We start from the raw sequence: 23,745 nt of genomic DNA, 5'->3' as shown, positions 1-23,745 counted from the left end.
AGTCCCATTAATGATGGGACTTTTTATTTGATATTTGCCCGTTTCAATTCTTTCACTGCATAATCAACTGCCCTAGCAGTCAGTGCCATGTAGGTAATCGATGGATTTTGAGTACCTGTAGAAGTCATGCATGCTCCATCTGTGACGAAAACATTTGGTGCCAAATGCATTTGATTAAAAGCATTCAAAAGGGATGTTTTGGGATCTCTTCCCATTCTGACCCCTCCCATTTCATGAATATCCAATCCCGGAGATTGTTTGCTATCTGATTTTCTGATATTGGTACAACCAGCTTTTATCAGCATCTCCTCTCCTTGTTCATGAAAATCCCTGAGAATTTTCTCATCATTCTCATCGTAGTCTACAGAAATCTGCAATAAAGGGATCCCCCATTCATCTTGAGCAGTCGAGCTTAAAGTAACTTGATTTGATTCTTTGGGAATAGTTTCTCCTTGCATCATCATATATACAGACCAAGGCCCTGGTTTCGAATTCTCACTTTTAAATTCCGGGCCGAATGGTGCATCTGCATGCCCAAAACCAGCTCTTCCTGCAGAATAAAATGTCATGTAACCCCTAAGAAAATCCATTTCCTGTTTTTTGACATTTCTAAAGTTTGGCATCATCACCGCTGTTGGTCTTCTCCCAAAATAATATTCATCGTTAAAACCTTCGAAACTGGCGTTTAAAGAACCTCGGTAATTATGGAAGGCAATATATTTTCCCAAAATCCCAGCATCATTTCCTAAACCATTCGGAAAGCGCTTAGAAGTACTGTTCAAAAGAATCAGATTTGAATTCAGCGCAGCGGCGTTTACAAAAATTATTTTTGCGAAATACTCCATCGACTCTTTCGTGACTCGATCCACAATTCTTACACCAGTTACTTTTTCTTTTTGATCATCATAGATCAAGGATTGAACAACTGAATCCGGCCTCAAAGTCAAATTCCCAGTTTTTGCAGCATGAGGCAAAGTGGATGAATTAGAACTGAAATAACCTCCAAAAGGACAACCTCTGTAGCATTGATTTCTAGCCATACATTGTCCTCTTCCTTGTGCCAAATGAACTTCTTTTGGTTCTGTCAAGTGGGCACATCTACCTATAATGACATCGCGATCGGAATAAGATTCTTTAATTCGTTTCTGAATTTCTTTTTCCACGCAGTTCATTTCCCAAGCTTTCAAAAACTCACCATCAGGTAGCGTTTCCAAACCTTCATAGCTTCCGCTAATTCCAACAAACTTTTCGACGTAACTATACCAAGGTGCTACATCATCATAACGAATCGGCCAATCCACAGCAAAGCCATCTCTCGCCGGACCTTCAAAATCATATTTACTCCAACGTTGCGTTTGTCTTGCCCAGATCAAAGATTTACCACCTACCTGATAGCCGCGTACCCAATCAAATGGTTTTTCTTGGACATAAGGATGCTCAATATCTTTTACAAAAAAATGTGCCGTATCCTCTTTGTATGCATAACAACGATTTACAACTGGGTTTTCAATTTTATCGGCTCTGGGAATTTGGTTTCTATGAGGCATTTCCCAAGGAGCAGCAGTCATGGTTGGGTAATCTTTCAAGTGCTCCACATCCCTACCCCGCTCAAGAACAAGGGTTTTCATTCCTTTCTCACAAAGCTCCTTGGCAGCCCAGCCTCCACTGATTCCAGAACCAATTACAATTGCATCAAATTCATTCGACTTCATTCCTGAAAAATAAAGGTATACCAATCAATTGCCAAGGTTTTTATAGTGCATTAAAAAATAAAAAACCTCCAAAAAATCTGTTGGAGGTTTTATGAATGATTTAAATAAAACAACTATTTATTCGTAGCGCAAAGATTCAATTGGATCCAATCTGCTTGCCTTAGAGGCAGGAATATAACCTGAAAGCAGGCCTACTAAAATGCAAATCATAAATGAAACGACCATCCAAAGCCAAGGTATCAAAAACCCTCCAACTCCAATTACCAATGCGATGAGGTTTCCAATTCCTATTCCCAAGATCATCCCCATAATTCCCCCAAGAATACAAATCATTATAGCCTCTAAAAGAAATTGCTGACGAATTCTTAAAGGAGTAGCTCCTAAAGCTTTTCTGATTCCGATTTCTCTTGTTCTTTCTGTAACTGAAACCAGCATAATATTCATCAACCCTATAGATGCACCCAAAAGCGTAATAAATCCTATTCCAAAACCACCCATTCTTAAGTAGCCTGCCACTTCTTCCAAACTTTCTGCTACAGACTGACTCTTTGTTAAATCAAAGGAGTCTTCCGTCGTAACACGGTCTTGACGGATCTTTCGCATCATCCCAGTTGCCTGGCCCATGTCATACTCGATTTTTGTCCCATCAGAACTCAAAGCCGTGATGTTATAATTGAAATTGCCAGTTCTGTCTAGTCTGCTTGCGTTCTCAATCGGAATGATCACTTGTCTATCGGCTCCTTGATCCTGCCCAACTCCACCTTGCTCTTCCAAAACTCCAACAATCGTATACGGTCTTCCGAAAACTGTAATTTTTTGATTGATAGGATCTTCATTAGGTTCAAAAAGAGTTTTGATAATCTCGGTTCCTACTACGCAAACGTTATTTCCATATTGAACCTCAAGATTACTGAAATTCCTACCATTTTCGATTTTCATCGCTTTGATATTCAAATAGTTTTCATCTGCACCAGTAATTCTAGAGTTAGGATCAGTCTTTTTGGATCCCTTCTTTATTTCTGCAGCACCTGCTACTCTAGTATAAACTGTCGAAATTCCAATCGTGCTGTACTCTTCTTTAAAAGCCTGGGTTTCTCTGTAAGTAATTTTTGGATAAGTTTTCTCTGTAACTCCCTGTTGGATAGCTCTACCACCCGAAAAACCTTTGTTTCTGATATCAAAAGAGTTCGCTCCCAAACCAGAAAAACTATCGGCAATTTGAGTTTTTATTCCATCAATCGCAGTCAGCATCCCAACTAAAGAAGAAATACCAATGGCAATAATTGCCCCAGTTAAAATGGTTCTAAGAAGATTGACTTTTACAGAGTTTAAAGCTTCGCGAATATTTTCGATCAAATTCATAAGTTGTCCGAATTGGAACAGGTTTTTTAATTTTCCTGGTTAATTAATTTTAAGTATAATCAATTCACCTTGATTTGACTAAAGCTTAGCAAAAATTAAGGATTAACCCCTTTAAATAAGCTATTCCAAGCGTTTTATGGGGATCCAAACCAATTCAACGGAATTAGCAGAAAAGGGATCATAATTTTCGTCGAAGGTTTCAAAATGGTTTCTCGAATCGAGTTCATAGCCTGAACCGGGAAGCCAATTTTCAAGAAAATTCTGCAAGCTTTTCTGAAAATCCAATGCCGAACCTTGATGCTCAAAGACCGCGTACAATCCACCTTCTAAATTTATTTCTTCAAAACCCTCAGGATGCTCTCCTTCCTCTATTTCAAAAGCAGCAATTTTTTCAAAAAGTGTGTCCATTCCTAAAACACCTATTTTCATTTCAGAACCGTAGCGTTGAATGGAATAGAATTTTTTGGGATTAAGAAAGGGTGAGATGGCAATTTTCGCTCTGAATGGTCTCCAAAGCTTTGACGTTTCTTGTTTTGCGAAACTTGTTTGAATACTGCTGCCAAACAGCTTTTTATTGGTTATCTCTGAGATTAAGATCTTCATTTATCAATGCATTCTGTCCCCTCGGATTCCTATTTCTTTCAGCACCTCAGCTTCAAAATCCAACCACTCCTGCCATCTGGCATTTACCTTTTCAGGGTCTTGGTATTTTCTGGCTAATTCAATAAAAGTAACATAATGACCTGCTTCAGAAATCATCAATTCATAGTAGAATTTCTGCAGCTCCTCATCTTGAATATTTTTCGAGAGCAACTTAAATCGCTCACAACTTCTAGCTTCGATCAATGCATTAAGCAATAACACTTCGGTCAATTGTTGAGCTCGGTTTCCACCTTTTTTTACAAATCCTTGGAGACGCATCACGTATTCATCTTTTCTTGGTTCCCCGAAATTCAGATCCCGTTTTCTAATTTGCTCCAGAACTCTTTCAAAATGGCCCCATTCTTCCGCAACAATCGGCGTCAGGGTATCTACCAGTTCGGGCAAGTCAAAAAATCTAAGAATCAAACTGATACAGGAAGAGGCTGCCTTTTGCTCACAATAGGCATGATCCGTCAGGATATCTCCAATCTTCATTTCGGCAATATTCACCCACCTTGGATCTGTCGGAAGCTTCAAATGAAGCATTTTCTGTCTTGTACTTTCTTCCCAACTCATATTAATCAAATAAATACCAGGTAATCCCCAGGTCTAAAAATGATTTGTATCCGGTATAATCAGGCGTTACAAAATACCCTTCTTGATTCATCATGCCTGCGTTGAGATGGTTGTATTTAAATAAAACCCGAGTTCTATTAATTCGGAAATTCAAAAATACATCCACTACAGGATAGGCATAAATATTAAAATCATTCTGGATATTGAACTGCTGGGTAGAAGCAAAATAGGCATCCGCATAATAATCAGATTTATACCTGAAATCTATCCCCATTTGGATAAAAACATTTTCGTTGAAAGCCGGGCTATCAAAATAGAATTTACTATTTGCATAAAACTTAGGAATTCTAAAAGCATCTGATCCTGCACCTGTAACCTGTGTAAAGATCAGCTCATTATCCCATCTGAATTTTTTTCCAATCTGGAAGTTTGCGATCAGACCTGGCATCAGCATAAATGCCTCTCCTGAGTTTTGAGCTGCAACCCGATCTTCATTGAAATAGATATAGTTATTCACTCTGTTGATTGTCAGACTAGGTCTTAATCGGATTTTATCAAAGTTCAGGATAACAGTTCCTTTGACCTGATCTACCCCAGTATTGTCAAAATCATTTTCCCATTGGTAGAAATTACCTCTATAAATCTGTTGGACAGAGGTAGGCTTATAAAGGGCTTTGGTGTATTCTACTTCAAGCCAAGGAGAAACGAAAACTCCATGTAATCGGTAGGCTCCAGGAAGTAAATATTCACCATCAGCTGTTAAAGACCATTTGTCGGAAATTTTCCCGATAAGTTGACCTCCTAGATAAACCTCATTAAACTTATCATCCTCATCAAAAAATTTATTCTTCATCCGGCCAGTTCTGAACTTACCGTAAGCATTGTAAAAAAATCCGCCAAAAGTACCTTTGAAACCAACTTCATTTCGGAATTCCTTGAACTCATTGAAATTCCTCGAAATGGTATCCTGATCGTTTAATCTGGCCGATGGAAAATAATTGGAGTCATCTGTCAGTAAATTGGTTTCAAAAGTCATATCCTGACTTCTCCTGTCAAAGACATGGTAAATCTGTAAACCATCTTCAACCTTATACTCATGGTAAAAATGGTAGTCCTGCCTCAGATCCCGAGCTTGGGTATTTCTAAGCCACACTTTGGCATCTTCATAGGTAAAGTAAACCGAGGTTGAATCAATTTCCGGAGGAATAATCCCTCCAATTTCATTCACCTTATGTCTCATCCGGGAAAAATTCCCAAGAAACCAATATTTCCCATTTTCTGATCGATAATTGGTATGAAGCGAATAGGACGTCTGCTCCACCATGTTATCATCTCTAGCGACTGGATTAAGGGTTTTTCTAGCTTTTATGGTATGAAAATCAAAGCCTACATTCCATCTGGGATTGATGTTTCTGGCAAAAGCTATATCCAGCATATTCCTGTTTCCTCCCCCAAAAAAAGCCGACATCTCGGTAAAGGGAGATTTGGTGTCAAAATACTTTTTGTTTTCAGGACTTTGGTAATAAAGATCATAGGCTGAATAGCCTGATCTCGTTCCTATGACTTCCGGGATTTGATAGTAAACAGATTTGGATGCACTTCCGATATTTCCAAGATCCTGATATTTCCAGCCACTTTTCGAAACTGGATCGTAATTATGGAAATTGGTCAATGAGGTGTCCTGAGGGTAAAGAATCAGATTATTTCTTTTGATATCCTTTTCGAAATAATACAAGCTTGTTTTAGGCCCATAAACTTGTTTGGTACTATCATCAAGCAAGGTTCTTCTTCCCTCTAATTCCTCTTCCTCTCCTTCTTGATTTACAAGTTCTCTATTTCTTGCCTGATTAGGATTCGTCCCAATAGGTCGCTGGGCAAAAAGACTGTGAACTTGGCACAGTGTCAAAAACAAGAATAGACTTAAAACTCTGATTTTCACCAATTTATTTCTTTTGAAGAATTACCTGATCGATAAGACTTGCTAGTAGTTGTGCATCTTCAGGTGAAAAGATCACCTCGATTGGCAGAACAAAAATCGGAATTTCTGCCAGAAATCCTTCCGGTGCATTGGATTTAACTTTTACCGCATCTTTTTCAGTCGTTACTAAAACAGGCTTTTGATGAGAATATTTTGAAAACACCTCTTGTATTTTCTTAAAATCCTCTCCCCCATATTCATGATGATCCGGATATTTTAAAGTTTCCAGAAGCTTAAAATTTTGGCTAACATGTGATTTGAGATGGCTGTCATTTGCAATTCCACTCAGCAAAATCACATTTTTGGATTCCAACTCTTGATTTTTAATAGGATAGATTTCGCCATATCCAATGGCACTAAAAAGAATTGGAGTTAAGGGCTTGGTATAGTTTTTAATCTGCTCTGTAAGCTTAGCTTTTTCTTCCTTCGAAAGCTGCTGTGGGCATTTTGTCACTACCACTATATCAGCCCTATTTGCCCCTTTTCTACTTTCTCTTAATCTGCCCATCGGCAATAAAAAATCCTTGGTAAAAGGTCTATCGAAAGTGGTCAAAAGAATATTAAAATCTGCTTTTAAATATCTGTGTTGGAAAGCATCGTCTAAAATAACGAGTTCGGTTTCTGGAAAATCAGAGGCTATTTTCGCCATGGCTTCCACCCTCTTTTCTCCTACAAAAACGGAAATGGATTGACTGAATTTCTGAAATATCTGAAAAGGCTCATCCCCGATATCAGAAGGTTTCATCCCTACTTCTGCTTTCAAAAAACCAGAAGTCTTTCTTCCATATCCCCTACTCAGCGTCGCGATCTTTAATCTATCCTGAGTTAATCGAATCAAATGTTCAACCATTGGAGTTTTACCTGTTCCTCCAACACTTAGGTTGCCCACTAGGACACTTGTTATGGATGTATTTTTACTCTTCAACCAGCCCCAGTCAAAAAATCTGTTTCTGACCCAAGTGCTCAAATCATAGAGCACTGCAAATGGATAAAGCAAAAAAGCGTAAGGGCGCATTCCTTAGAATTACTATTTTTGATCAAATAAACAGAAAAATTATGGGATACAAGATTGGAGAACTGATTTCGTGGTTAGAATCCATTGCGCCACCAGCCTATCAAGAATCCTATGACAATGCCACCCTGATCACTGGAGATCGAAACTGGGAAGCAAAAGGTGTGCTTTGTACTTTAGATTGTACTGAAGAGGTTGTCGAGGAAGCTATCAGCTTAGGAGCAAATCTGATCGTTGCACACCACCCAATCGTATTTCGGGGTTTGAAAAGCTTTACGGGTAAAAACTATGTGGAGCGGACAGTGATCAAAGCCTTAAAAAATGACATCGCGATTTTTGCTATCCATACTAATCTAGACCATGTTGCAACAGGGGTCAATAAAAGAATTTCAGATCGATTAGGTCTCCAACAAACCAAGATCCTTCAACCAAAAAAGCAATTGCTCAGCAAACTGGAATTCTTCGTTCCCACTAATTCCAAAGAAGAAGTCCTTCAGGCAATTTTTAAGGCTGGAGCAGGTAAAATCGGAGAATATTCAAATTGTTCTTTTCAATCGGAAGGTTTGGGAACTTTCACTCCTTCTGAAAAAGCAAATCCTGCTATTGGGTCTAAAGGAAATCCAGAATCCGTTGAAGAAACAAAAGTGGAAGTCCTGGTTCCAAACCATCTATTTGGAAAAGTACTAGGCTCCATGAGGAAAAATCATCCTTACGAAGAAGTTGCTTATTTTCTAACCAGCCTTGAAAATGAAAATCAGGAAGTGGGTGCCGGAATGGTAGGTGAATTGGAAACTGGTATGGATGAAGTGGAATTCCTAGATTATATGAAATCCAAAATGGAACTCCAAATCATCAAGCATACGGCACTTTTGGGAAAGAAAATCAAGAAAGTAGCTGTTTGCGGCGGAGCAGGAATATTTTTATTAAATGATGCAAAAAGAGCCGGTGCTGATGTTTTTATTACCTCTGACGTGAAATACCATGAGTTTTTCGATACAGAGGGCAAACTAATTCTTTGTGATATTGGACATTATGAGAGTGAAATTTTCACAAAAGAATTACTTGGAGAGCTATTGTCACAAAATTTTCCTAATATTGCACTCTATTTGACGAAAGTAGTTACAAATCCCACATCCTACCGATAGTACATGGAAAGTACAGTAGCACAAAAACTCGAGGCTATACATAACCTTCAACTCATAGATTCAAGACTTGACGCTCTTATTAAAGTGAGAGGTGCCTTACCTGAGGAAGTTCAAGACTTAGAAGACGAGATCGCTGGTTACGAGACCCGCTTGGATAAATTCCAAACCGAGATTGAAGCTTACGAAGAGGACATCAAGAATCTCAAAGAAAGCATTAAAGAATCTGAAAAACTGATCAAGAAGTATCAGGAACAGCAGATGAACGTGCGTAACAACAGAGAGTACGATGCCATCACCAAGGAGCTGGAATTGCAAGACTTGGAAATTCAGGTTTCAAAGAAAAAAATCGCTGAAGCTGGAGCAAAAATCGACCAAAAGAAAATTGATCTTGAAGAATTAAGTGCGATCATGAAAGATCGTCAAAAGGATTTGGATCAGAAAAACGGCGAATTGTCCACAATCATTTCTGAAAGTGAGTCTGAAGAAGCAAAATTGAAAGCTGACAGAGAAAAAGCACTGAAGAAAGTAGATGAGCGATTGATCAAATCATACACTAAAATCAGAGCTAACGCTAAAAATGGTTTAGCAGTAGTAATGGTTAAAAGAGGTGCTTGCGGTGGATGTTTCAACACTGTTCCTCCTCAAAGACAAGCAGACATTCGTGAAAAGAAGAAATTGATCGTTTGTGAGCATTGCGGAAGAATCCTAGCAGGTGTTGAAGATGAAGTGGAAGATCCAGCAGCTACTACAAAAAAGAAAAGAGCAAAAGCTTAATCAGTTTTTGAATCCATATAAAACCCCGGAAAGATTTTTTCTGGGGTTTTCTTTTTTTTACCCAAATGACATTTGCTTATTCAGGCATTATTTTAGTACCTTACAGGGTATGAGAAGTTTAGGAATAGTAGCGATTATCATGTTTATGTCTCTTTCAGCATTTGCAAAAAATGATGATACGAGGACATTTATGGTGATTTTCAAGCAGAAGGAGCTAAAATCACTAAATACAACGATCAAAAATATAGAAAGTCAATTTTCATCTGCCTTTAAAACTAAATCCTACACTGGGAATTCTGACCTCACTTTGGTGATAGAGGTACCCACCCAACAAATCGACAAATGTCTCTTGGGTGATTTTTTAGTAGAAGTCGGAAACAATAAAGAATTCAAACTTCAAGATATTGCTTTCCGTGTTTTCGATTTGACTGAAGGGCAAAAAGAAATGGAAAGTTTCCTTTCAGAATACGAAGAATTGCAGCAGCAACGAAAGAATGATAAAACTGCAAAAGCAGACCTTAAGCCTTAAGGTGGCTCACATCATTTCTTTTCAATATTTCATATTCCCCATTCTCCTTTTCTTCCAATAAATACAAGCATAAATTCTGGTGCTCGTAATTATCCATATGCCTTAAGTCATGTTTCATGATGAGGCTTAAAAATATCCTCATCGCCCTACCATGCATACACACCAGAATAGTTTCACCAGGGCCATTAATGATTTTTTCAATCCCTTTGATCATTCGAGCTGCCACAATATTCGGGCTTTCTCCTCCAGCAATAGCATAGTCTAAATTCCCCAACTTCCATTGACCTAGCATGTGTTCATAATACTGACTTTCATCTGGTGTCATTGGAGTTCCTTCATAATCCCCCCAAGAAATTTCATTGAGTTCCGGTAAAGTCTCTACCGGTATCCCCAAATCCAAAAATCCCTGAATGGATTGTTTGGTTCGAATTAATGCTGTGTGATACAATTGATCAAAAGGAACATCTTTGTATGCCTCAAAAAATAATGCTGCTTGTTTTCTCCCAGTTTCGTTGATATCCGCATTGATACCACTTCCCTGAACAACTCCCTTCAGGTTAAAATCTGTCTGTCCGTGCCTAACCAGGTAAATTTTTTTTCGATTCAAGATTCTCTATTTTTGTCTTCATCCCAAAGAAAACTCATTTACTTTAATTTTCATGGTATTTAAGCGAAAGCCTTCTCTCGAAGAATTGAATAATCAAAGTTTAAATACCTTGGTCTCGCATTTGGGAATTATTTTTACTGCGATTTCTGAAGATTCCATTTCCGCAACAATGCCGGTAGACGAGCGAACAAAACAGCCAATGGGTTTGTTGCATGGGGGAGCAAACGTCGTCTTAGCAGAGACCCTAGGTAGCATCGCGAGCTCATTGACTATTGATGTGGAGAAACAAGCATGTGTGGGTTTAGAAATAAATGCCAATCATATCAAGGCGGTAAAATCTGGCTACGTGATAGGCACCACCACTCCTATTCATGTGGGGAAAAGCACTCAGATTTGGGAAATCAAAATCACCAATGAGCAGGGTCAGCTTTCTTGCATCAGTAGAATTACAATTGCTATTATAGATAAAAAGTAAATGAATACGGAAGTATCCACGAATCATACGCAAACTGAAGTAATCCAACTCCTTTTACAATTAGGACTCAGTTCCGGCGGTTCATTTGCTATTTGGAGAAAACCTAAATCCAATACAGTGGAGATGGTATTGGATGATAGCACGGTTCCGACGAAAGTACCAATCACGATCGAGGAACTTGATCCAGGGTTTATCATTCATCCTTTTGCCGATCAGGAAGATAAAAAAGCATATTTCATCAAAGCCAATAATTACCTGAAAATCCAAATAGATGGGCCTTTTGAAAGGGATGAATTGCCTGAATGGGCTAAAATCAGATTGGAAAACGAAAGTCTCTTAACTCCAAAGGAATTAAAATCTTTGCTTTCTAAGCTTCCTCAGGATCCCTATAATACAGGGATCGATGAAAGTCAGGACAAAGCTCATTTTATGCATTTGGTAGAAATGGGAGTGCAATCAGTGCTTGGTGGTAAAATGGAAAAAGTAGTTCCTGCAAGAACCAAGAAAATTGCTATCCCAGAAGATTTTAACTTGAGTTTGACTCTTTTGAGCTTAATGAAATCCTATCCTTTTGCGTTTATCAATTTCTTTCATATTCCTCAAGTAGGAACCTGGATGGGTGCCTCTCCAGAGGTTTTGATAGAGACAAAAGGCGATATTTTCTATACCATGTCTTTGGCAGGAACCCAGCCTGCCGTAGGTGATAATCCTCTGAAAACAGTAGCTTGGACGCAAAAGGAAATTGAAGAACAGGCATTGGTCAGTCGATACATTGTTTCTTGTTTGAAAAAAATCAGATTGCGAGAATATGAAGAACATGGTCCTAAAACAGTGGTTGCTGGAAACCTGCTTCATTTGAGGTCTGATTTTAAAATTGACATGCAAGCAACTGGCTTTCCTCAATTAGGATCCATTATGTTGGACCTTTTGCACCCTACTTCAGCTGTTTGTGGCATGCCCCGAAAAGAAAGCCATGAATTTTTACAAGCTTATGAAGGATTTGACCGTTCTTTTTACGCTGGATTTTTGGGTCCTGTAAACATCCAAGATCAAACCTCCATCTATGTGAATTTGAGAACAGCTTCCCTTTCTGAGAATCAAGCAATTTTATATGCTGGAGCCGGAGTTACGGAGGATTCCGATCCTGAAAAAGAATGGGAAGAAACTGAACTCAAATGCCAGATCATCGGTAAATTCATCCAAAATCCTACAACTTGATTCTCGAGCAAATCATAGATTTAGTAGCTGTTTGTGCCAAAAAAGGCGTTCAGCACGTTATTTTATCCCCTGGTTCCAGATGTGCACCTTTGACTTTGGCTTTTGCAAGGTATCCGGAAATCCATACCCGAACCATCTCTGACGAAAGGGCTGCGGCCTTTATTGCACTAGGCATGGCCCAGCAATTAGGTAAACCAGTTGCTTTGGTTTGCACCAGTGGTTCAGCTGCTTTGAATTATTATCCAGCAATCGCTGAGGCTTTTTTTCAAGAAATCCCATTGCTTGTCTTAACTGCAGATCGTCCACAAGAATGGATCGACCAATATGATGGACAGACTATTTTCCAGACGGAAGTCTATGGAAAGCATGTAAAAGGGAGTTATCAGTTTCCAAATCAGGTGAATGGAAAAGATGATTTATGGCTAGCCAATCGAATCAGCAACGAAGCTATCAACCTGGCAAAAAAGTATCCTGCTGGACCTGTTCATATCAATATTCCTTTAAAAGAGCCTTTCTATCCCCAAGCAGGTGAAGTAATTAGTTTTCCAGAAAACCCTCGGATTTTCAACCTCTCCAAAAGTACGTTACAGCTTAGTGAGGATTCTTTTTTGAATTTGAAAAACATCCTTGCTTCAGTTCAAAATCTTGTAATTGTTCCTGGGCAACAAAAATCTGATGCGACTCTCCAATCAATTTTGGATCAATTGTCCATTCAGCAAAAAGCAGTGGTTGTCGCTGATACGATTTCCAATTTGCAATCCGAGCAAACAATCACTTTTCACGATCATTGGTTGGGGAATGAAAAAATCTCCGAGAATCTAAAACCTGATTTAATTATCAGTTTCGGAAAGTCTATTATTTCCAAATCACTGAAGCTATTTCTTAGAAACTCTGATGCGCCACAATGGCATATTCAAGAAAATGGAGAAGCTAAAGACACTTATCAGAGTTTATCTCAAATCTTGCCGATTTCACCCAAAAATTTCTTGCTTTGGTTGAGTCAAAACCTGAGACCTCAAAACCCTGAATACCATCATGCATGGCATTCATTAGATCAAACTGTTTCTCATTCACTACCAATAGTATTAGATGAAGTGGATTTTGGGGAATATGGTGCATTGAATGCGGTTTTAAAAAAGGTGCTGCCATTTTCAAAAATACATGTAGCAAATAGCATGGCGGTGCGCTACTTGAATTTTCTAGGGAAAAGAAATCCTGAAATTTTTTGTAATCGTGGAACAAGCGGAATTGATGGATCCAATTCCACTGCCGTGGGCTGCACATTTACTACCAAAGACCCTGTTACTTTGATCACCGGGGATTTGGCGTTTTTTTACGATAGGAACGCTTTTTGGCATAATTATGCTATCCCAAACCTTCGGATTGTTCTTTTAAATAACCATGCCGGAGGAATCTTCCGAATGATAGATGGGCCTAAAAACCAACCGGAACTGGAAGAGTTTTTTGAAACTAAACAAAAGCTAAATGCACAGCATCTGGCAACTGAGTTTGGGTTTTTCTATGTAAAAGTCCAAACAAGAAAGGAACTGGACCAGGCATTGACTGATTTTTATGCTCCGGGAATCCATCCAAAAATTTTGGAAATCGAAACTGAGAGCCCAAATAATCATGAAATTATAAAGACTGTGAAAGAAAGAATCTCAGAAGTTTTAAAATAAACTTAGCGCTATTCTTTTTGGAAAACTCGTACGTAATCTACTTTCATTTCTTGAGGAAAAATCGTAGACCCATCTGGGTTTCCAGGCCAAATTCCACCTACTGCCACATTGAAAATAAAAAACATAGGCTTGTGAAATTCATCAAGTCCAGCTGGAGTAATATCAATGACATGAAACTCAACTCCATCGAGTAACCACACAATTTTTTGCGGATCCCAATTAATTGAAAACACATGATATTCGTCGTTAAATATTCCTGTTGAAAGCTTCGTGCTACCTCCATAATTGGCATAACTCCCACCATTATCCCAGTGAACTGTCCCATGAATGGTTTTATCTCGATCTTCAGTAGATCCGCCAACCAGTTCCATGATATCAATTTCTCCACATTTTGGCCAACTCACCTCATCAATATTCTCTCCTAACATCCAAAGAGCAGGCCAAAGCCCTTGGCCTTTCGGTAGAATAGCCCTAATATCAATTCTACCATAAGTGAATGATTGTTTTCCCTTAGTGATCAACCTTGAAGAAGTGTATTGCTTTACACTAACTGATTCTCTTTTAGCAGTTATGATAAGTTTTCCATCTGCTAGTGAGGTATTTTCTTTTTTGTAATATTCTAGTTCTTGATTCCCCCAACCGCAAAGGTCTGGGCACCCATCTCCAAGTTCAAACGTCCAATCCTCAGAAAGCGATGATGAATTAAATTCATCTGCCCAGACTAATTTATATCCTGCATAAGAGTCAGGGCTGACATATCCTGCATTTGGCCCTAAGCCTAAAGCTTCCGTATTCATAGTCACCTTTTTTATACTGACTACAAAATCTGATTCTGTGGAATGTGCTTGGACAACTACATTGTAATCTCCTTTTTCAGTGTATTTATAAGTGGCTGAATTGCCATCGACTCGTTTGGGGACTTCTCCTGATGTACCAAAGCTGATTTTAAAAAAACTTGCATTTGTTGCTGAAAAAGTCGCCCGAACTTCTCCATCACCTAGCTTTTCAACTTCCAATACAAAATCTGAAATAGTCTTTATTTGATCATCTACTTCATCACCAGTTGAGCATGCATTTAAAAAAAATAAACATGAGAGGACGAAGAGGCATTTTTTGAGAAATTCCATCATTCAAAATTATTTTGGGTTCGGATACAAGATAATATCTTAAGCCAAAAGAATCTTAAAATGTTTAGAATCAAAAAGAAAGCTCGGGAGATGAATTTCTCCCGATTTTTTGAATTAAATAAACCATCAAACCGATTTGTACTATTTCTGCTAAAGTCCATGGAATTAGTGCCAGAAAAACTCCAACCCCAGTAAACATCAACGCACCTGCAACTATCAACAATGCTCCCATAATTGTAGCCACCGATGAAAACTGCTTTTTATATGCCAAATAGCCAAAACCAAGAAAGGCATAGAGAAACCCAAATGAGCTGATTTTTAACATATATAGGTCACCAAATGAAATTGCATCTGTAAACAGGGATATCATGTCAATCAAATACCAAATTACATTGGCTCCGATCATGGCCCATAGCGCAATATTCAATATGGTATTGGGGAACGTTTTGACCAATTTTAACCAACCCAAAAGAAAAACCACATAAAACATGTATGAACCAGTTTTAATAAGCGAATAACCTATCAAACTATAAGACAGTTCGCCTCCCAAATTTTCTTGATCCAAGCCTAATTCTAGGATAGAAAGAAAAAAGTACAATATAGCTGCACCAACTGCCCCATATAATAGAGGAGATGGTTTTGCAGTTATTTGATTTTCATCAGTCTTTTCATTTTCCCAGTGATATTCCAAAGCCTCAAATAAAGCTTTGACCGTATAGCTCCTCGGTGTTACTTCACCTGCCTCGATACGCTGTACCGTTCTTACATTAAGATTGCACTTTTCTACAAGCTCCTCTTGTGTCATTCCCTTAGCCTTTCTAAGCTCAGAAACTTTTTTGCCTAATTCTGGTTGCTTCATAATTTTTGTTAGATTTTGATTTACCATGGCAATTTCTCTGAATTGATTTTGACAAAGGGCGAATTAGACTCGGATTTAACCCGACATTCGCCCGACATTTAGTTTAAAAGGGCTTTTTATGATTAAATGAGGTGGAATTCAGATCAAAGGCAAAACTTTTTGAAGTGCTGGATTCCGGTTTTCTGCTTTCCAAATAACTGATAATTCTGTGAATTCTGAAATATTGGGGATCTCCATAAAACTAACATTCAGTTCATATCCTTCCTTTAAAGAGGTCGGAACAATTGCCACTCCCAAGCCATTTTCAACTAATTTAAAAATCGTCAATGCATGAACTGACTTGTGACGGATTCTAGGAGAAAATCCTGCTTTTCTACAGATTCCGATGATTTGCTCGAAGTAGTGATTCGAATAATCACTTGAAAAAAGGATAAAAGACTCTTGGGAAAATTGACCTAAGGATTCGAAATCTTTTGTTTGGATTGGATGATCTTTTGGCACAACCAAGGAAAAAGAATCCCGCATGACAGCTTTCATTTCAACATCAGAAGGAACTGAAGCCAATCTCACAAAACCCAAATCCAATTTATCTTTTTGCACCATTTCCACCTGAACCGCATTGCTCAATTCCTCCAAACTGGAAGTGATAAGAGGTTCTAGCCTATTTAATTTTTTCAATAAATCAGGGAGAACCTGATTTGAAGCAGAACCCAAAAACCCGATTCTCAACTCCCCTACTTTCCCCGCATCTATCAATTTGAGTTGGCTTTTGGTCATTTCTAAATGATTCAAAACAAAATCTACCTCAGCCAATAAATACCGACCAGCCTCCCGGAGTTCCACATGCTTCTGATCCCGCTCAAAAAGCTGTACTTCCAGCATCTCCTCTAATTGTTTGATCTGCCTGCTCAAGCCAGGCTGGGAAATAAACAAGCGCTCTGCAGCTTTCCGAAAATTCAACTCCTCGGCAACTGCCTTAAAATAACTCAAGTGTCTTAGTTCCATGATGCCTTAAAGGTATCAAATCATAACAAAATTAGTATCAATAATTATCATTGATCTTGGCTAATTTTGTGTACCCTAAAGAATAAAACCCAAATTTTATGGAAACTTTCCATTTCGGCATCGATAGATTGACAGCATCCATGGCATTGAAACTTGCCAGAAAAGAAGCTAAAGGCCTTTTGAATGATGAAACAATTTCAAAAGTCAATGCTTCTGCAGCTGCAGTTGCAAAAATTGCTTCAGGTGAAAAGGCTGTTTATGGCATCAATACCGGCTTTGGACCGCTTTGCACCAGTAGAATTTCAGAAGCAGATACTCGAACCCTTCAGGAAAATCTTTTAAAAAGCCATGCTGTTGGTTTGGGAGAACCCATACCCCAAGAAATTTCCAAATTAATGTTGGTTCTGAAAATACATGCTTTGGCTCAAGGCTTTTCTGGAATTCAACTTCAAACCCTCCAGCGGATGCTTTGGATGTTGGAAAACGAAATTGTACCGGTAGTTCCCATGCAAGGATCTGTTGGGGCTTCGGGTGATTTGGCTCCACTTTCACATTTATTTTTACCGTTAATTGGCTTAGGAAAAGTTCATTTTGCAGGTGAGATCACCAGTAGTTCCAAAGCATTAAAACATTTCCAATTGGAACCACTTCACTTGGGACCTAAAGAAGGACTTGCCTTAATTAATGGGACCCAATTTATTGCTGCATTTGGCGTGATGGTAGTGGATCGGCTACATAATGTTTTGCAACATGCGGATATTACAGGTGCCATGATGATTGAAGGATTGATGGGATCGATCAAACCTTTTTCGGCTGAACTCCATCAATTGAGACCATTCTCTGGAAATAAGCATGTGGCTCAAACAATCTTGAATCTCCTTCACGAATCAGAAATTGTAAATTCTCATGCCAATTGTGCTAGAGTTCAGGATCCCTATTCTCTCCGATGTATGCCTCAGGTTCATGGAGCTTCAAGAAATGCATGGCTACATCTAAAGGATTCCATCGAGACAGAAATCAATTCTGTCACCGATAACCCAGTAGTTTTTGATGCCGATCATACAGTCAGTGGAGGAAATTTCCATGGTCAGCCGATCGCTTTACCCTTAGATTATGCCTGTTTGGCGGCTTCCGAAATCGGAAATATTGCCGATAGAAGAATTTACCTTTCTATCGAAGGTGATACTCCAGGAGTGCCAAAATTGTTGCTGAAGGAAACCGGATTGAATTCAGGTTTGATGATTCCGCAATACACTACGGCAGCTTTGGCATCTGAAAACAAAGGGCTTTGCTTTCCATCCAGTGCGGACAGTATTCCAACATCTTTGGGCCAAGAAGATCATGTCAGTATGGGATCGATTGGGGCTAGGAAAGCACTTCAGGTAATCGGAAATGTGGAAAAAATCCTTGGAGTGGAATTGTTTTACGCTGCTCAAGCAATGGATTTTCATGCTCCCATGAAATCAGGAAAAATTATGACTGCAATTTATGAGCATGTAAGAACCAAAATAAAGCCAGTTGAATCCGATAGGGTAATGACAGAAGACATGGAAATGGCAATCGAAATGATCCAAAGTGGAGAATTGGTCAAAATAGCAAAAGAAGTAGCGGAAGCGGAAAACCTGAAATTTGAGACAGAATGGAGTGAACTTTTTAACTTTTAAAATCTTATGGAATACATGCTCAAATTAATCGGACCAATTCGTCAGCTTTTGACTCTTGATCATCTCCCTTTAAAAGGAGCCCTGAAAGACGAGCAATTGGAGATTATCGATGAGGCTGGTTTAATCATCCAAGAAGATAAAATACTTGCTGTAGGTAATTTTTCTTCTTTAAAATACTCCTACCCTCAAGCTGAGGTTCATGAACTAGAAGGAAACTTTGTGGCATTGCCAAGTTGGGTGGATTGCCATACTCACATTTGCTTTGGCGGCAGTAGGGCTAGAGACTTTGCGATGAGAAATGCTGGAAAATCCTATCTGGAAATCGCTGAAGCTGGAGGGGGAATTTGGGATACTGTGACGGAAACCAGAAAACTCAGTTTAGATGAACTTGCAAAAAGAACCGTATCCCATGCAAATCGACATCTCAAGGAAGGAGTAACAACCATAGAAGTTAAAAGTGGCTATGGACTCAATCTTGATGAAGAGATCAAAATGCTTGAGGCTATTAAAAAAGCTAATCAAAATACAAAAGCAGATTTGATTTCAACCTGTCTCGCTGCCCATATGAAGCCTAGAGATTTTGAAGGTAATAATTTAGAATATTTGGCATCCATTTCTGAAAAGCTATTCCCTCTTCTGAAATCCCTAAATCTGAGCAATCGAGTAGATGCTTTTATTGAGAAAAGTGCTTTTTCACCCGAAGAAATACATTTCTATTTTCAGCAGGCAAAAGATCTGGGGTTTGATATCACAGTTCATGCAGATCAGTTTTCATCAGGTGGATCTAAAGTAGCTGTTCAGTTTGAAGCGACCTCTGCTGATCACTTGGAAGCTTCAGGAGAGCAGGAAATTGAGCTTTTAGCACAGTCCAATACCATCGCAGTTTCGCTGCCCGGAGCATCGATTGGTTTAGGAGTTCCTTTTACCCCAGCCAGAAAAATCTTGGATAAAGGCGGAGCTTTGGCAATTGCGACTGACTGGAACCCTGGTTCTGCTCCTATGGGAGATTTGGTTGCGCAGGCTTCCGTTTTGGCAACATATGAAAAGCTGAGTACTGCTGAAGTTTTGGCAGGAATTACCTTCCGAGCTGCTTCAGCTTTAAATCTTTCAGATCGAGGAGTTTTAAAAGCGGGAATGTTGGCAGATTTTAACCTTTTTCCAACTTCTAACTACCAAGAAATCCTTTATCAGCAAGGCAAACTCAAGCCAGAGCAGGTCTGGAAAAATGGCCTTAAGATTTAAAGAATCTAGTTCTTTAAAATCAAACATTTATGCATGAGGTTCAGAAAAATCTCGTAAATCCCAAATCGTAATTCATAAATTATATGTCTTTCCAAGAGCAAATAACCCAAGGTATTCCATCTTTTCTCCCAAAGAAAAAATCCAGAAACTCTTATGTCAGCCATGCTCCTAAAAGAAAGGAAATACTGAGTGCGGATGAAAAAAAGTTGGCCATAGGAAATGCTTTAAGGTATTTTCCAAAAGATTGGCATTCAGAACTTGCCAATGAATTTTTAGAGGAACTGGAGAATTACGGTAGAATCTACATGTATCGTTTTATGCCAGATTATGAAATGAAGGCAAGACCCATTGGAGAATATCCTGCCAAATCCAGACAAGCAGCTGCTATCATGCTAATGATCCAAAATAATCTGGATCCAGCAGTTGCTCAACACCCAGAAGAATTGATCACTTATGGTGGAAATGGAGCTGTTTTTCAAAATTGGGCGCAATATCTTTTGGTCATGAAATACCTTTCAGAGATGACTGATGAGCAGACATTGCATGTTTATTCCGGCCATCCGATGGGCTTATTTCCTTCCTCCAAAGATGCGCCAAGAGTCATCGTCACCAACGGCATGATGATTCCTAATTACTCCAAACCAGATGATTGGGAAAAATACAATGCCTTGGGAGTGACTCAATACGGTCAAATGACGGCTGGATCCTACATGTATATTGGGCCTCAAGGGATCGTTCATGGCACAACGATTACAGTGATGAATGCCTTCCGAATGAAATTAAAGAAAGGTGAATCTCCAAAAGGTAAAATATTCCTGACAGCTGGATTGGGAGGCATGTCTGGTGCGCAGCCAAAAGCGGGAAATATCGCCGGATGCATTACTGTCTGTGCGGAAGTCAATCCCGCAGCTGCAAAGAAAAGACATGAACAAGGTTGGGTCGACGAACTGATCGAAAATTTAGATGAATTGGTACTGAGAACCCAATTGGCCAAAGTAAATAAGGAAGTTGTATCAATCGCCTTTATTGGAAACATAGTGGATGTTTGGGAACGCTTTGACAAGGAAAATATCTTTGTGGAAATCGGATCAGACCAAACCTCATTGCACAATCCATGGGCTGGAGGATATTATCCAGTTGGAATGACATTCGAGGAATCAAACCAATTGATGGCCAATGAACCTGATCTATTTAAAGAAAAGGTACAGGAAACACTTAGACGTCATGCTGCTGCGATAAACCGAAATGTAGAAAAAGGCACATACTTTTTCGATTATGGAAATGCTTTTCTACTGGAAGCTTCACGGGCCGGAGCTGATATTATGGCTAAAAACGGAATTGATTTCAAATACCCTAGCTATGTCCAGGATATCTTAGGCCCAATGTGTTTCGATTATGGCTTTGGTCCTTTCCGCTGGGTTTGTACCTCAGGAAAAGCGGAAGACTTGCAAAAATCAGACAGAATAGCAGCAAGGATTTTAAAAGAAATCAAGGCAAACTCCCCTGCTTCCATCCAGCAGCAAATGCAGGACAACATCACTTGGATCGAAGAAGCAGAGAAAAATAAATTGGTCGTTGGTTCACAAGCCAGAATTCTATATGCTGATGCCGAAGGTCGCACCAAAATTGCGCAAGCTTTTAATGAGGCGATCAAAACTGGAGAAATTTCAGCTCCGATTGTTTTGGGAAGGGATCATCATGACGTGAGTGGAACTGACTCGCCTTATCGTGAAACCAGCAATATCTACGATGGGAGTAAATTCACTGCTGATATGGCGATCCACAATGTTATTGGCGATAGTTTCAGGGGAGCAACATGGGTTTCCATCCATAACGGCGGTGGTGTAGGTTGGGGAGAAGTAATCAATGGGGGCTTCGGAATGGTGCTGGATGGCTCTGATGATGCTGAACGAAAGCTGAAATCCATGCTTTTCTATGATGTAAATAACGGTATTTCAAGAAGAGCTTGGGCAAGAAATAAAGGTTCGTTGGAAGCAATCCAAAGAGAGATGAATAGAACACCAAACCTAAAAGTCACTTTACCAAATCTGGTGGATGACAGTATTTTGGATAAATTGCTTTAAAAAAAGCAATGAACCCTCTACATCAAAACCCAGATACTTCAAATTGGTATGGAAGAAAATCGACAGAGATAGAATATTGGCACCAGGCCACTATCTCTGTCAATGATTTGAAATTCGACACTTCAGCAGGAAATCCAAAAGTTGGTATTTTAGGCTATGCCGGTGAGGAGGGAGTAAAGAGAAATCAAGGTCGATTGGGAACTGCAGCCGCTCCAAACTCAATCCGGAACATGATGGGAAGTCTGGCTTTTCATCTGCCCCAAAACTGCCAGGTATTCGATTATGGCGATGTAATTACTTCCAATGAAGACCTAGAGTCAAGCCATCAATTAATCTCCGAAACAGTCACTAAACTATTGGAAACAAAGCATTTGCCGATACTTTTTGGAGGAGGGCATGATTTGGCCTATGCACATGCCAAGGGAATTTATGATTACTTGAAGCCTAGCGGCAAAAAATTAGGGATTATCAATATGGATTCCCATTTTGATTTGAGGCCCTTGGTAAACGGCAAGGGTCACTCGGGTTCGCCTTTTTTGCAATTAGCGCAGGAATATGGGGCGGATTTTAATTACCTCTGCCTAGGTGTTCAGCGTTCGGTTAATCCGAAATCCCTATTTGCAACAGCAGAGAAAACGAATTCTCAATGGATGGTCATGGAAGATTTCCGTCTCAATAACTGGGAAGTAATCCAAGAGAAGATTTTATGGTTTTTAGATTCCATGGACCAAATTTATCTTTCAGTAGATATGGATGGATTTTCATCCGCTTTTGCTCCGGGAGTTTCAGCCCCCTCTCCTATGGGATTCAGACCTGAGTTTGCCTTCAAAGTTTTTGAGTTGATCAGCAAAAGTCAGAAAGTCATTTCCATGGATGTGGTGGAATTGAACCCAAATTTTGATCAAGACAATTGCACAGCAAGACTTGCCGCTAGATGTGCAGAATATATAGCACGAAAAGTTTTTAGCTAAATCAAATCTTAACTAATGACTAATTCTAAACTTGCTTTTTTATCCTTTTACTTAAAAAATAGATTTAACACTTAAGACTTCCTTCTTATTATCTTCTATTTCTATCGTATTGACAAGTGGGCGGCCCATTCCTTCCCAGTGTACCTTCATCTCATCTCCCGTTTGCAATTTGATACCAGCACCGAAACTAAATGCTCCCGTACCATAAAAATGAACGTGACCCTGCAGTGGTTGGCGGTGATCGGCATATTTAAAATGGTGGTATTCCAAATTAGCCAAGCTATGTGCCATATTGGTTTCGCCTGTTTTTATATCTGCAGACCAGAGTACTTCTTCTTTACGGGAAACAGCCACTTTTCCTTTTAGATCAGAAAAATCCTCTGTAAGAACGAGTTCTGGACCTATAGAGCAATTGCGCAGCTTGGAAGGAGCGAGATATAAATAATTCTTCTTTTCCATCACATGATCCGAGAACTCATTGCCGGTAGTAAAACCAATTCGTATTGGCATTCCATTTCTGTCTATGATATAAATTCCAGCTATTTCTGGCTCCTCACCACCATCATCTCCAAAATCCGGAACTGTTAAAGCATCTCCATGGGCTTTTAGAATAGCTCCTGTTCCTTTGTAAAACCACTCTGGCTGTACCCCCACTTCTCCATTTGCAGGTTTCCCTCCTTCTACTCCCCACTGATAAACAATCATACTGTCTGTTAACGAATTTCCAGGCTCGCTTTGATGCATGACATTTCTGTTCATTGCGCTGCTAAGGTGCGTAAGACCTGTTCCTGACACGATACAGTGAGTTGGATTGTCAGGGTTATCAAACGAAGGCAATAACTTCCATTCACTTAAGCCATTATAAATTTTTTCGTAATCTAACTTTTCGGATGAAAGCTTTTCGTTTAATAGTGAATGAATCGAGATTCCTGAGTCTATAGCCTTTATTGCCAATTGGTAGACGGATGTAAATTCATTTACAATAACCAAAAAGGGTTCTGAAACTACCGCTACTTTCCTGCCTTTGCTTTGATGGGCAATCTGTACTAACCTGGTTTTCTCTTTCATTTTCTGGTTGATTAAA

The 23,745-nt window shown here is 39.3% G+C and carries 21 protein-coding genes; 10 read left to right on the top strand and 11 right to left on the bottom strand.

Going from position 1 to position 23,745, the window contains the following annotated elements:
* Positions 1–23 precede the first annotated feature (23 nt).
* From J0A69_RS09890 to lpxK, 6 genes are all read right to left on the bottom strand, one after another.
* Positions 24–1,712 (bottom strand): GMC oxidoreductase, encoded by a 1,689-nt coding sequence (locus tag J0A69_RS09890; RefSeq protein ID WP_206586395.1) that lies wholly within the window; start codon positions 1,710–1,712, stop codon positions 24–26.
* A gap of 117 nt (positions 1,713–1,829) precedes the next feature.
* Positions 1,830–3,074, bottom strand: a complete 1,245-nt coding sequence (locus J0A69_RS09885; RefSeq protein WP_206586394.1) for an ABC transporter permease — start codon at positions 3,072–3,074, stop codon at positions 1,830–1,832.
* A 120-nt stretch (positions 3,075–3,194) separates the two neighbouring features.
* The gene (locus J0A69_RS09880) at positions 3,195–3,677 is read right to left on the bottom strand and encodes a GyrI-like domain-containing protein (protein ID WP_206586393.1); all 483 of its coding nucleotides are present in this window, start codon (positions 3,675–3,677) and stop codon (positions 3,195–3,197) included.
* Positions 3,678–3,680: 3 nt separating this feature from the next.
* Positions 3,681–4,292, bottom strand: coding sequence for a tRNA-(ms[2]io[6]A)-hydroxylase (gene miaE / locus J0A69_RS09875; RefSeq protein WP_206586392.1), 612 nt, complete (start codon positions 4,290–4,292; stop codon positions 3,681–3,683).
* Between the two features lies 1 nt (position 4,293).
* Positions 4,294–6,231, bottom strand: a complete 1,938-nt coding sequence (locus tag J0A69_RS09870; protein ID WP_206586391.1) for a putative porin — start codon at positions 6,229–6,231, stop codon at positions 4,294–4,296.
* A 4-nt stretch (positions 6,232–6,235) separates the two neighbouring features.
* Complete coding sequence (lpxK, locus tag J0A69_RS09865; RefSeq protein ID WP_206586390.1) at positions 6,236–7,285, bottom strand: tetraacyldisaccharide 4'-kinase; 1,050 nt, start codon at positions 7,283–7,285, stop codon at positions 6,236–6,238.
* A 41-nt stretch (positions 7,286–7,326) separates the two neighbouring features.
* Between lpxK and J0A69_RS09860 the strand changes: the two genes are divergently transcribed.
* The 3 genes from J0A69_RS09860 to J0A69_RS09850 all read left to right on the top strand — a co-directional run bounded on the left by J0A69_RS09860 (position 7,327) and on the right by J0A69_RS09850 (position 9,730).
* Positions 7,327–8,427 carry a Nif3-like dinuclear metal center hexameric protein gene (locus J0A69_RS09860; protein WP_206586389.1) on the top strand — a complete coding sequence of 367 codons (1,101 nt, stop codon included), beginning with the start codon at positions 7,327–7,329 and terminating at the stop codon, positions 8,425–8,427.
* Between the two features lie 3 nt (positions 8,428–8,430).
* Positions 8,431–9,201, top strand: coding sequence for a zinc ribbon domain-containing protein (locus tag J0A69_RS09855; RefSeq protein ID WP_206586388.1), 771 nt, complete (start codon positions 8,431–8,433; stop codon positions 9,199–9,201).
* 109 nt (positions 9,202–9,310) lie between these two features.
* Positions 9,311–9,730: a hypothetical protein gene (locus J0A69_RS09850; protein ID WP_206586387.1), complete on the top strand. Its 420-nt coding sequence runs from the start codon at positions 9,311–9,313 to the stop codon at positions 9,728–9,730.
* On the opposite strand, the gene J0A69_RS09845 is transcribed toward J0A69_RS09850, so the two are convergent.
* Positions 9,720–10,337 (bottom strand): histidine phosphatase family protein, encoded by a 618-nt coding sequence (locus J0A69_RS09845; protein WP_206586386.1) that lies wholly within the window; start codon positions 10,335–10,337, stop codon positions 9,720–9,722. The two genes, J0A69_RS09850 and J0A69_RS09845, sit on opposite strands and share 11 nt — an antisense overlap.
* 52 nt (positions 10,338–10,389) lie before the next feature.
* Between J0A69_RS09845 and J0A69_RS09840 the strand changes: the two genes are divergently transcribed.
* The 3 genes from J0A69_RS09840 to menD are packed head-to-tail and all read left to right on the top strand — an operon-like array spanning position 10,390 to position 13,709.
* Positions 10,390–10,812, top strand: coding sequence for a hotdog fold thioesterase (locus tag J0A69_RS09840; protein WP_206586385.1), 423 nt, complete (start codon positions 10,390–10,392; stop codon positions 10,810–10,812).
* The gene (locus tag J0A69_RS09835; RefSeq protein ID WP_206586384.1) at positions 10,813–12,030 is read left to right on the top strand and encodes a chorismate-binding protein; all 1,218 of its coding nucleotides are present in this window, start codon (positions 10,813–10,815) and stop codon (positions 12,028–12,030) included.
* Entirely contained in the window at positions 12,027–13,709 is a 1,683-nt protein-coding gene (menD, locus tag J0A69_RS09830; protein WP_206586383.1) for a 2-succinyl-5-enolpyruvyl-6-hydroxy-3-cyclohexene-1-carboxylic-acid synthase, read from the top strand. Before J0A69_RS09835 ends, menD begins: the two co-directional genes overlap by 4 nt.
* Positions 13,710–13,717: 8 nt before the next feature.
* Here menD and J0A69_RS09825 read toward each other — a convergent pair whose 3' ends face one another.
* The 3 genes from J0A69_RS09825 to J0A69_RS09815 all read right to left on the bottom strand — a co-directional run bounded on the left by J0A69_RS09825 (position 13,718) and on the right by J0A69_RS09815 (position 16,700).
* The gene (locus J0A69_RS09825) at positions 13,718–14,839 is read right to left on the bottom strand and encodes a glycoside hydrolase family 16 protein (protein ID WP_206586382.1); all 1,122 of its coding nucleotides are present in this window, start codon (positions 14,837–14,839) and stop codon (positions 13,718–13,720) included.
* A gap of 67 nt (positions 14,840–14,906) precedes the next feature.
* Positions 14,907–15,695: a helix-turn-helix domain-containing protein gene (locus J0A69_RS09820; RefSeq protein ID WP_206586381.1), complete on the bottom strand. Its 789-nt coding sequence runs from the start codon at positions 15,693–15,695 to the stop codon at positions 14,907–14,909.
* Positions 15,696–15,833: 138 nt separating this feature from the next.
* On the bottom strand, positions 15,834–16,700 hold the full coding sequence (locus J0A69_RS09815) for a LysR family transcriptional regulator (protein WP_206586380.1): 867 nt from the start codon (positions 16,698–16,700) through the stop codon (positions 15,834–15,836).
* Positions 16,701–16,798: 98 nt separating this feature from the next.
* Between J0A69_RS09815 and hutH the strand changes: the two genes are divergently transcribed.
* From hutH to hutG, 4 genes are all read left to right on the top strand, one after another.
* Complete coding sequence (gene hutH / locus J0A69_RS09810) at positions 16,799–18,364, top strand: histidine ammonia-lyase (RefSeq protein WP_206586379.1); 1,566 nt, start codon at positions 16,799–16,801, stop codon at positions 18,362–18,364.
* A gap of 15 nt (positions 18,365–18,379) precedes the next feature.
* On the top strand, positions 18,380–19,606 hold the full coding sequence (hutI, locus tag J0A69_RS09805) for an imidazolonepropionase (RefSeq protein ID WP_206586378.1): 1,227 nt from the start codon (positions 18,380–18,382) through the stop codon (positions 19,604–19,606).
* An 83-nt stretch (positions 19,607–19,689) separates the two neighbouring features.
* The gene (locus tag J0A69_RS09800) at positions 19,690–21,690 is read left to right on the top strand and encodes a urocanate hydratase (protein ID WP_206586377.1); all 2,001 of its coding nucleotides are present in this window, start codon (positions 19,690–19,692) and stop codon (positions 21,688–21,690) included.
* 8 nt (positions 21,691–21,698) lie between these two features.
* Complete coding sequence (gene hutG / locus J0A69_RS09795) at positions 21,699–22,661, top strand: formimidoylglutamase (protein ID WP_206586376.1); 963 nt, start codon at positions 21,699–21,701, stop codon at positions 22,659–22,661.
* A 51-nt stretch (positions 22,662–22,712) separates the two neighbouring features.
* Here the strand turns inward: hutG and araD1 are convergent, their stop codons facing one another.
* Complete coding sequence (gene araD1 / locus J0A69_RS09790; protein WP_206586375.1) at positions 22,713–23,729, bottom strand: AraD1 family protein; 1,017 nt, start codon at positions 23,727–23,729, stop codon at positions 22,713–22,715.
* Positions 23,730–23,745 lie beyond the last annotated feature (16 nt).

It is taken from the genome of Algoriphagus pacificus (assembly GCF_017254845.1).
Lineage (GTDB): Bacteria > Bacteroidota > Bacteroidia > Cytophagales > Cyclobacteriaceae > Algoriphagus > Algoriphagus pacificus.
The sequence above is the reverse complement of the archived record's forward strand: the minus strand, read 5'-3'. Positions and strand labels throughout refer to the sequence as shown.

Bases quoted from the DNA above. Each gene is read 5' to 3' on its own strand.
- J0A69_RS09800 (WP_206586377.1), top strand. From the start codon at position 19,690: ATGTCTTTCCAAGAGCAAATAACCCAAGGTATTCCATCTTTTCTCCCA.
- J0A69_RS09885 (WP_206586394.1), bottom strand. From the start codon at position 3,074: ATGAATTTGATCGAAAATATTCGCGAAGCTTTAAACTCTGTAAAAGTC.
- J0A69_RS09825 (WP_206586382.1), bottom strand. From the start codon at position 14,839: ATGATGGAATTTCTCAAAAAATGCCTCTTCGTCCTCTCATGTTTATTT.
- J0A69_RS09855 (WP_206586388.1), top strand. From the start codon at position 8,431: ATGGAAAGTACAGTAGCACAAAAACTCGAGGCTATACATAACCTTCAA.
- araD1 (WP_206586375.1), bottom strand. From the start codon at position 23,729: ATGAAAGAGAAAACCAGGTTAGTACAGATTGCCCATCAAAGCAAAGGC.
- hutG (WP_206586376.1), top strand. From the start codon at position 21,699: ATGAACCCTCTACATCAAAACCCAGATACTTCAAATTGGTATGGAAGA.
- lpxK (WP_206586390.1), bottom strand. From the start codon at position 7,285: ATGCGCCCTTACGCTTTTTTGCTTTATCCATTTGCAGTGCTCTATGAT.
- J0A69_RS09815 (WP_206586380.1), bottom strand. From the start codon at position 16,700: ATGGAACTAAGACACTTGAGTTATTTTAAGGCAGTTGCCGAGGAGTTG.
- J0A69_RS09890 (WP_206586395.1), bottom strand. From the start codon at position 1,712: ATGAAGTCGAATGAATTTGATGCAATTGTAATTGGTTCTGGAATCAGT.
- hutH (WP_206586379.1), top strand. From the start codon at position 16,799: ATGGAAACTTTCCATTTCGGCATCGATAGATTGACAGCATCCATGGCA.
- J0A69_RS09860 (WP_206586389.1), top strand. From the start codon at position 7,327: ATGGGATACAAGATTGGAGAACTGATTTCGTGGTTAGAATCCATTGCG.
- miaE (WP_206586392.1), bottom strand. From the start codon at position 4,292: ATGAGTTGGGAAGAAAGTACAAGACAGAAAATGCTTCATTTGAAGCTT.
- hutI (WP_206586378.1), top strand. From the start codon at position 18,380: ATGCTCAAATTAATCGGACCAATTCGTCAGCTTTTGACTCTTGATCAT.
- J0A69_RS09840 (WP_206586385.1), top strand. From the start codon at position 10,390: ATGGTATTTAAGCGAAAGCCTTCTCTCGAAGAATTGAATAATCAAAGT.
- J0A69_RS09850 (WP_206586387.1), top strand. From the start codon at position 9,311: ATGAGAAGTTTAGGAATAGTAGCGATTATCATGTTTATGTCTCTTTCA.
- J0A69_RS09835 (WP_206586384.1), top strand. From the start codon at position 10,813: ATGAATACGGAAGTATCCACGAATCATACGCAAACTGAAGTAATCCAA.
- J0A69_RS09880 (WP_206586393.1), bottom strand. From the start codon at position 3,677: ATGAAGATCTTAATCTCAGAGATAACCAATAAAAAGCTGTTTGGCAGC.
- J0A69_RS09820 (WP_206586381.1), bottom strand. From the start codon at position 15,695: ATGAAGCAACCAGAATTAGGCAAAAAAGTTTCTGAGCTTAGAAAGGCT.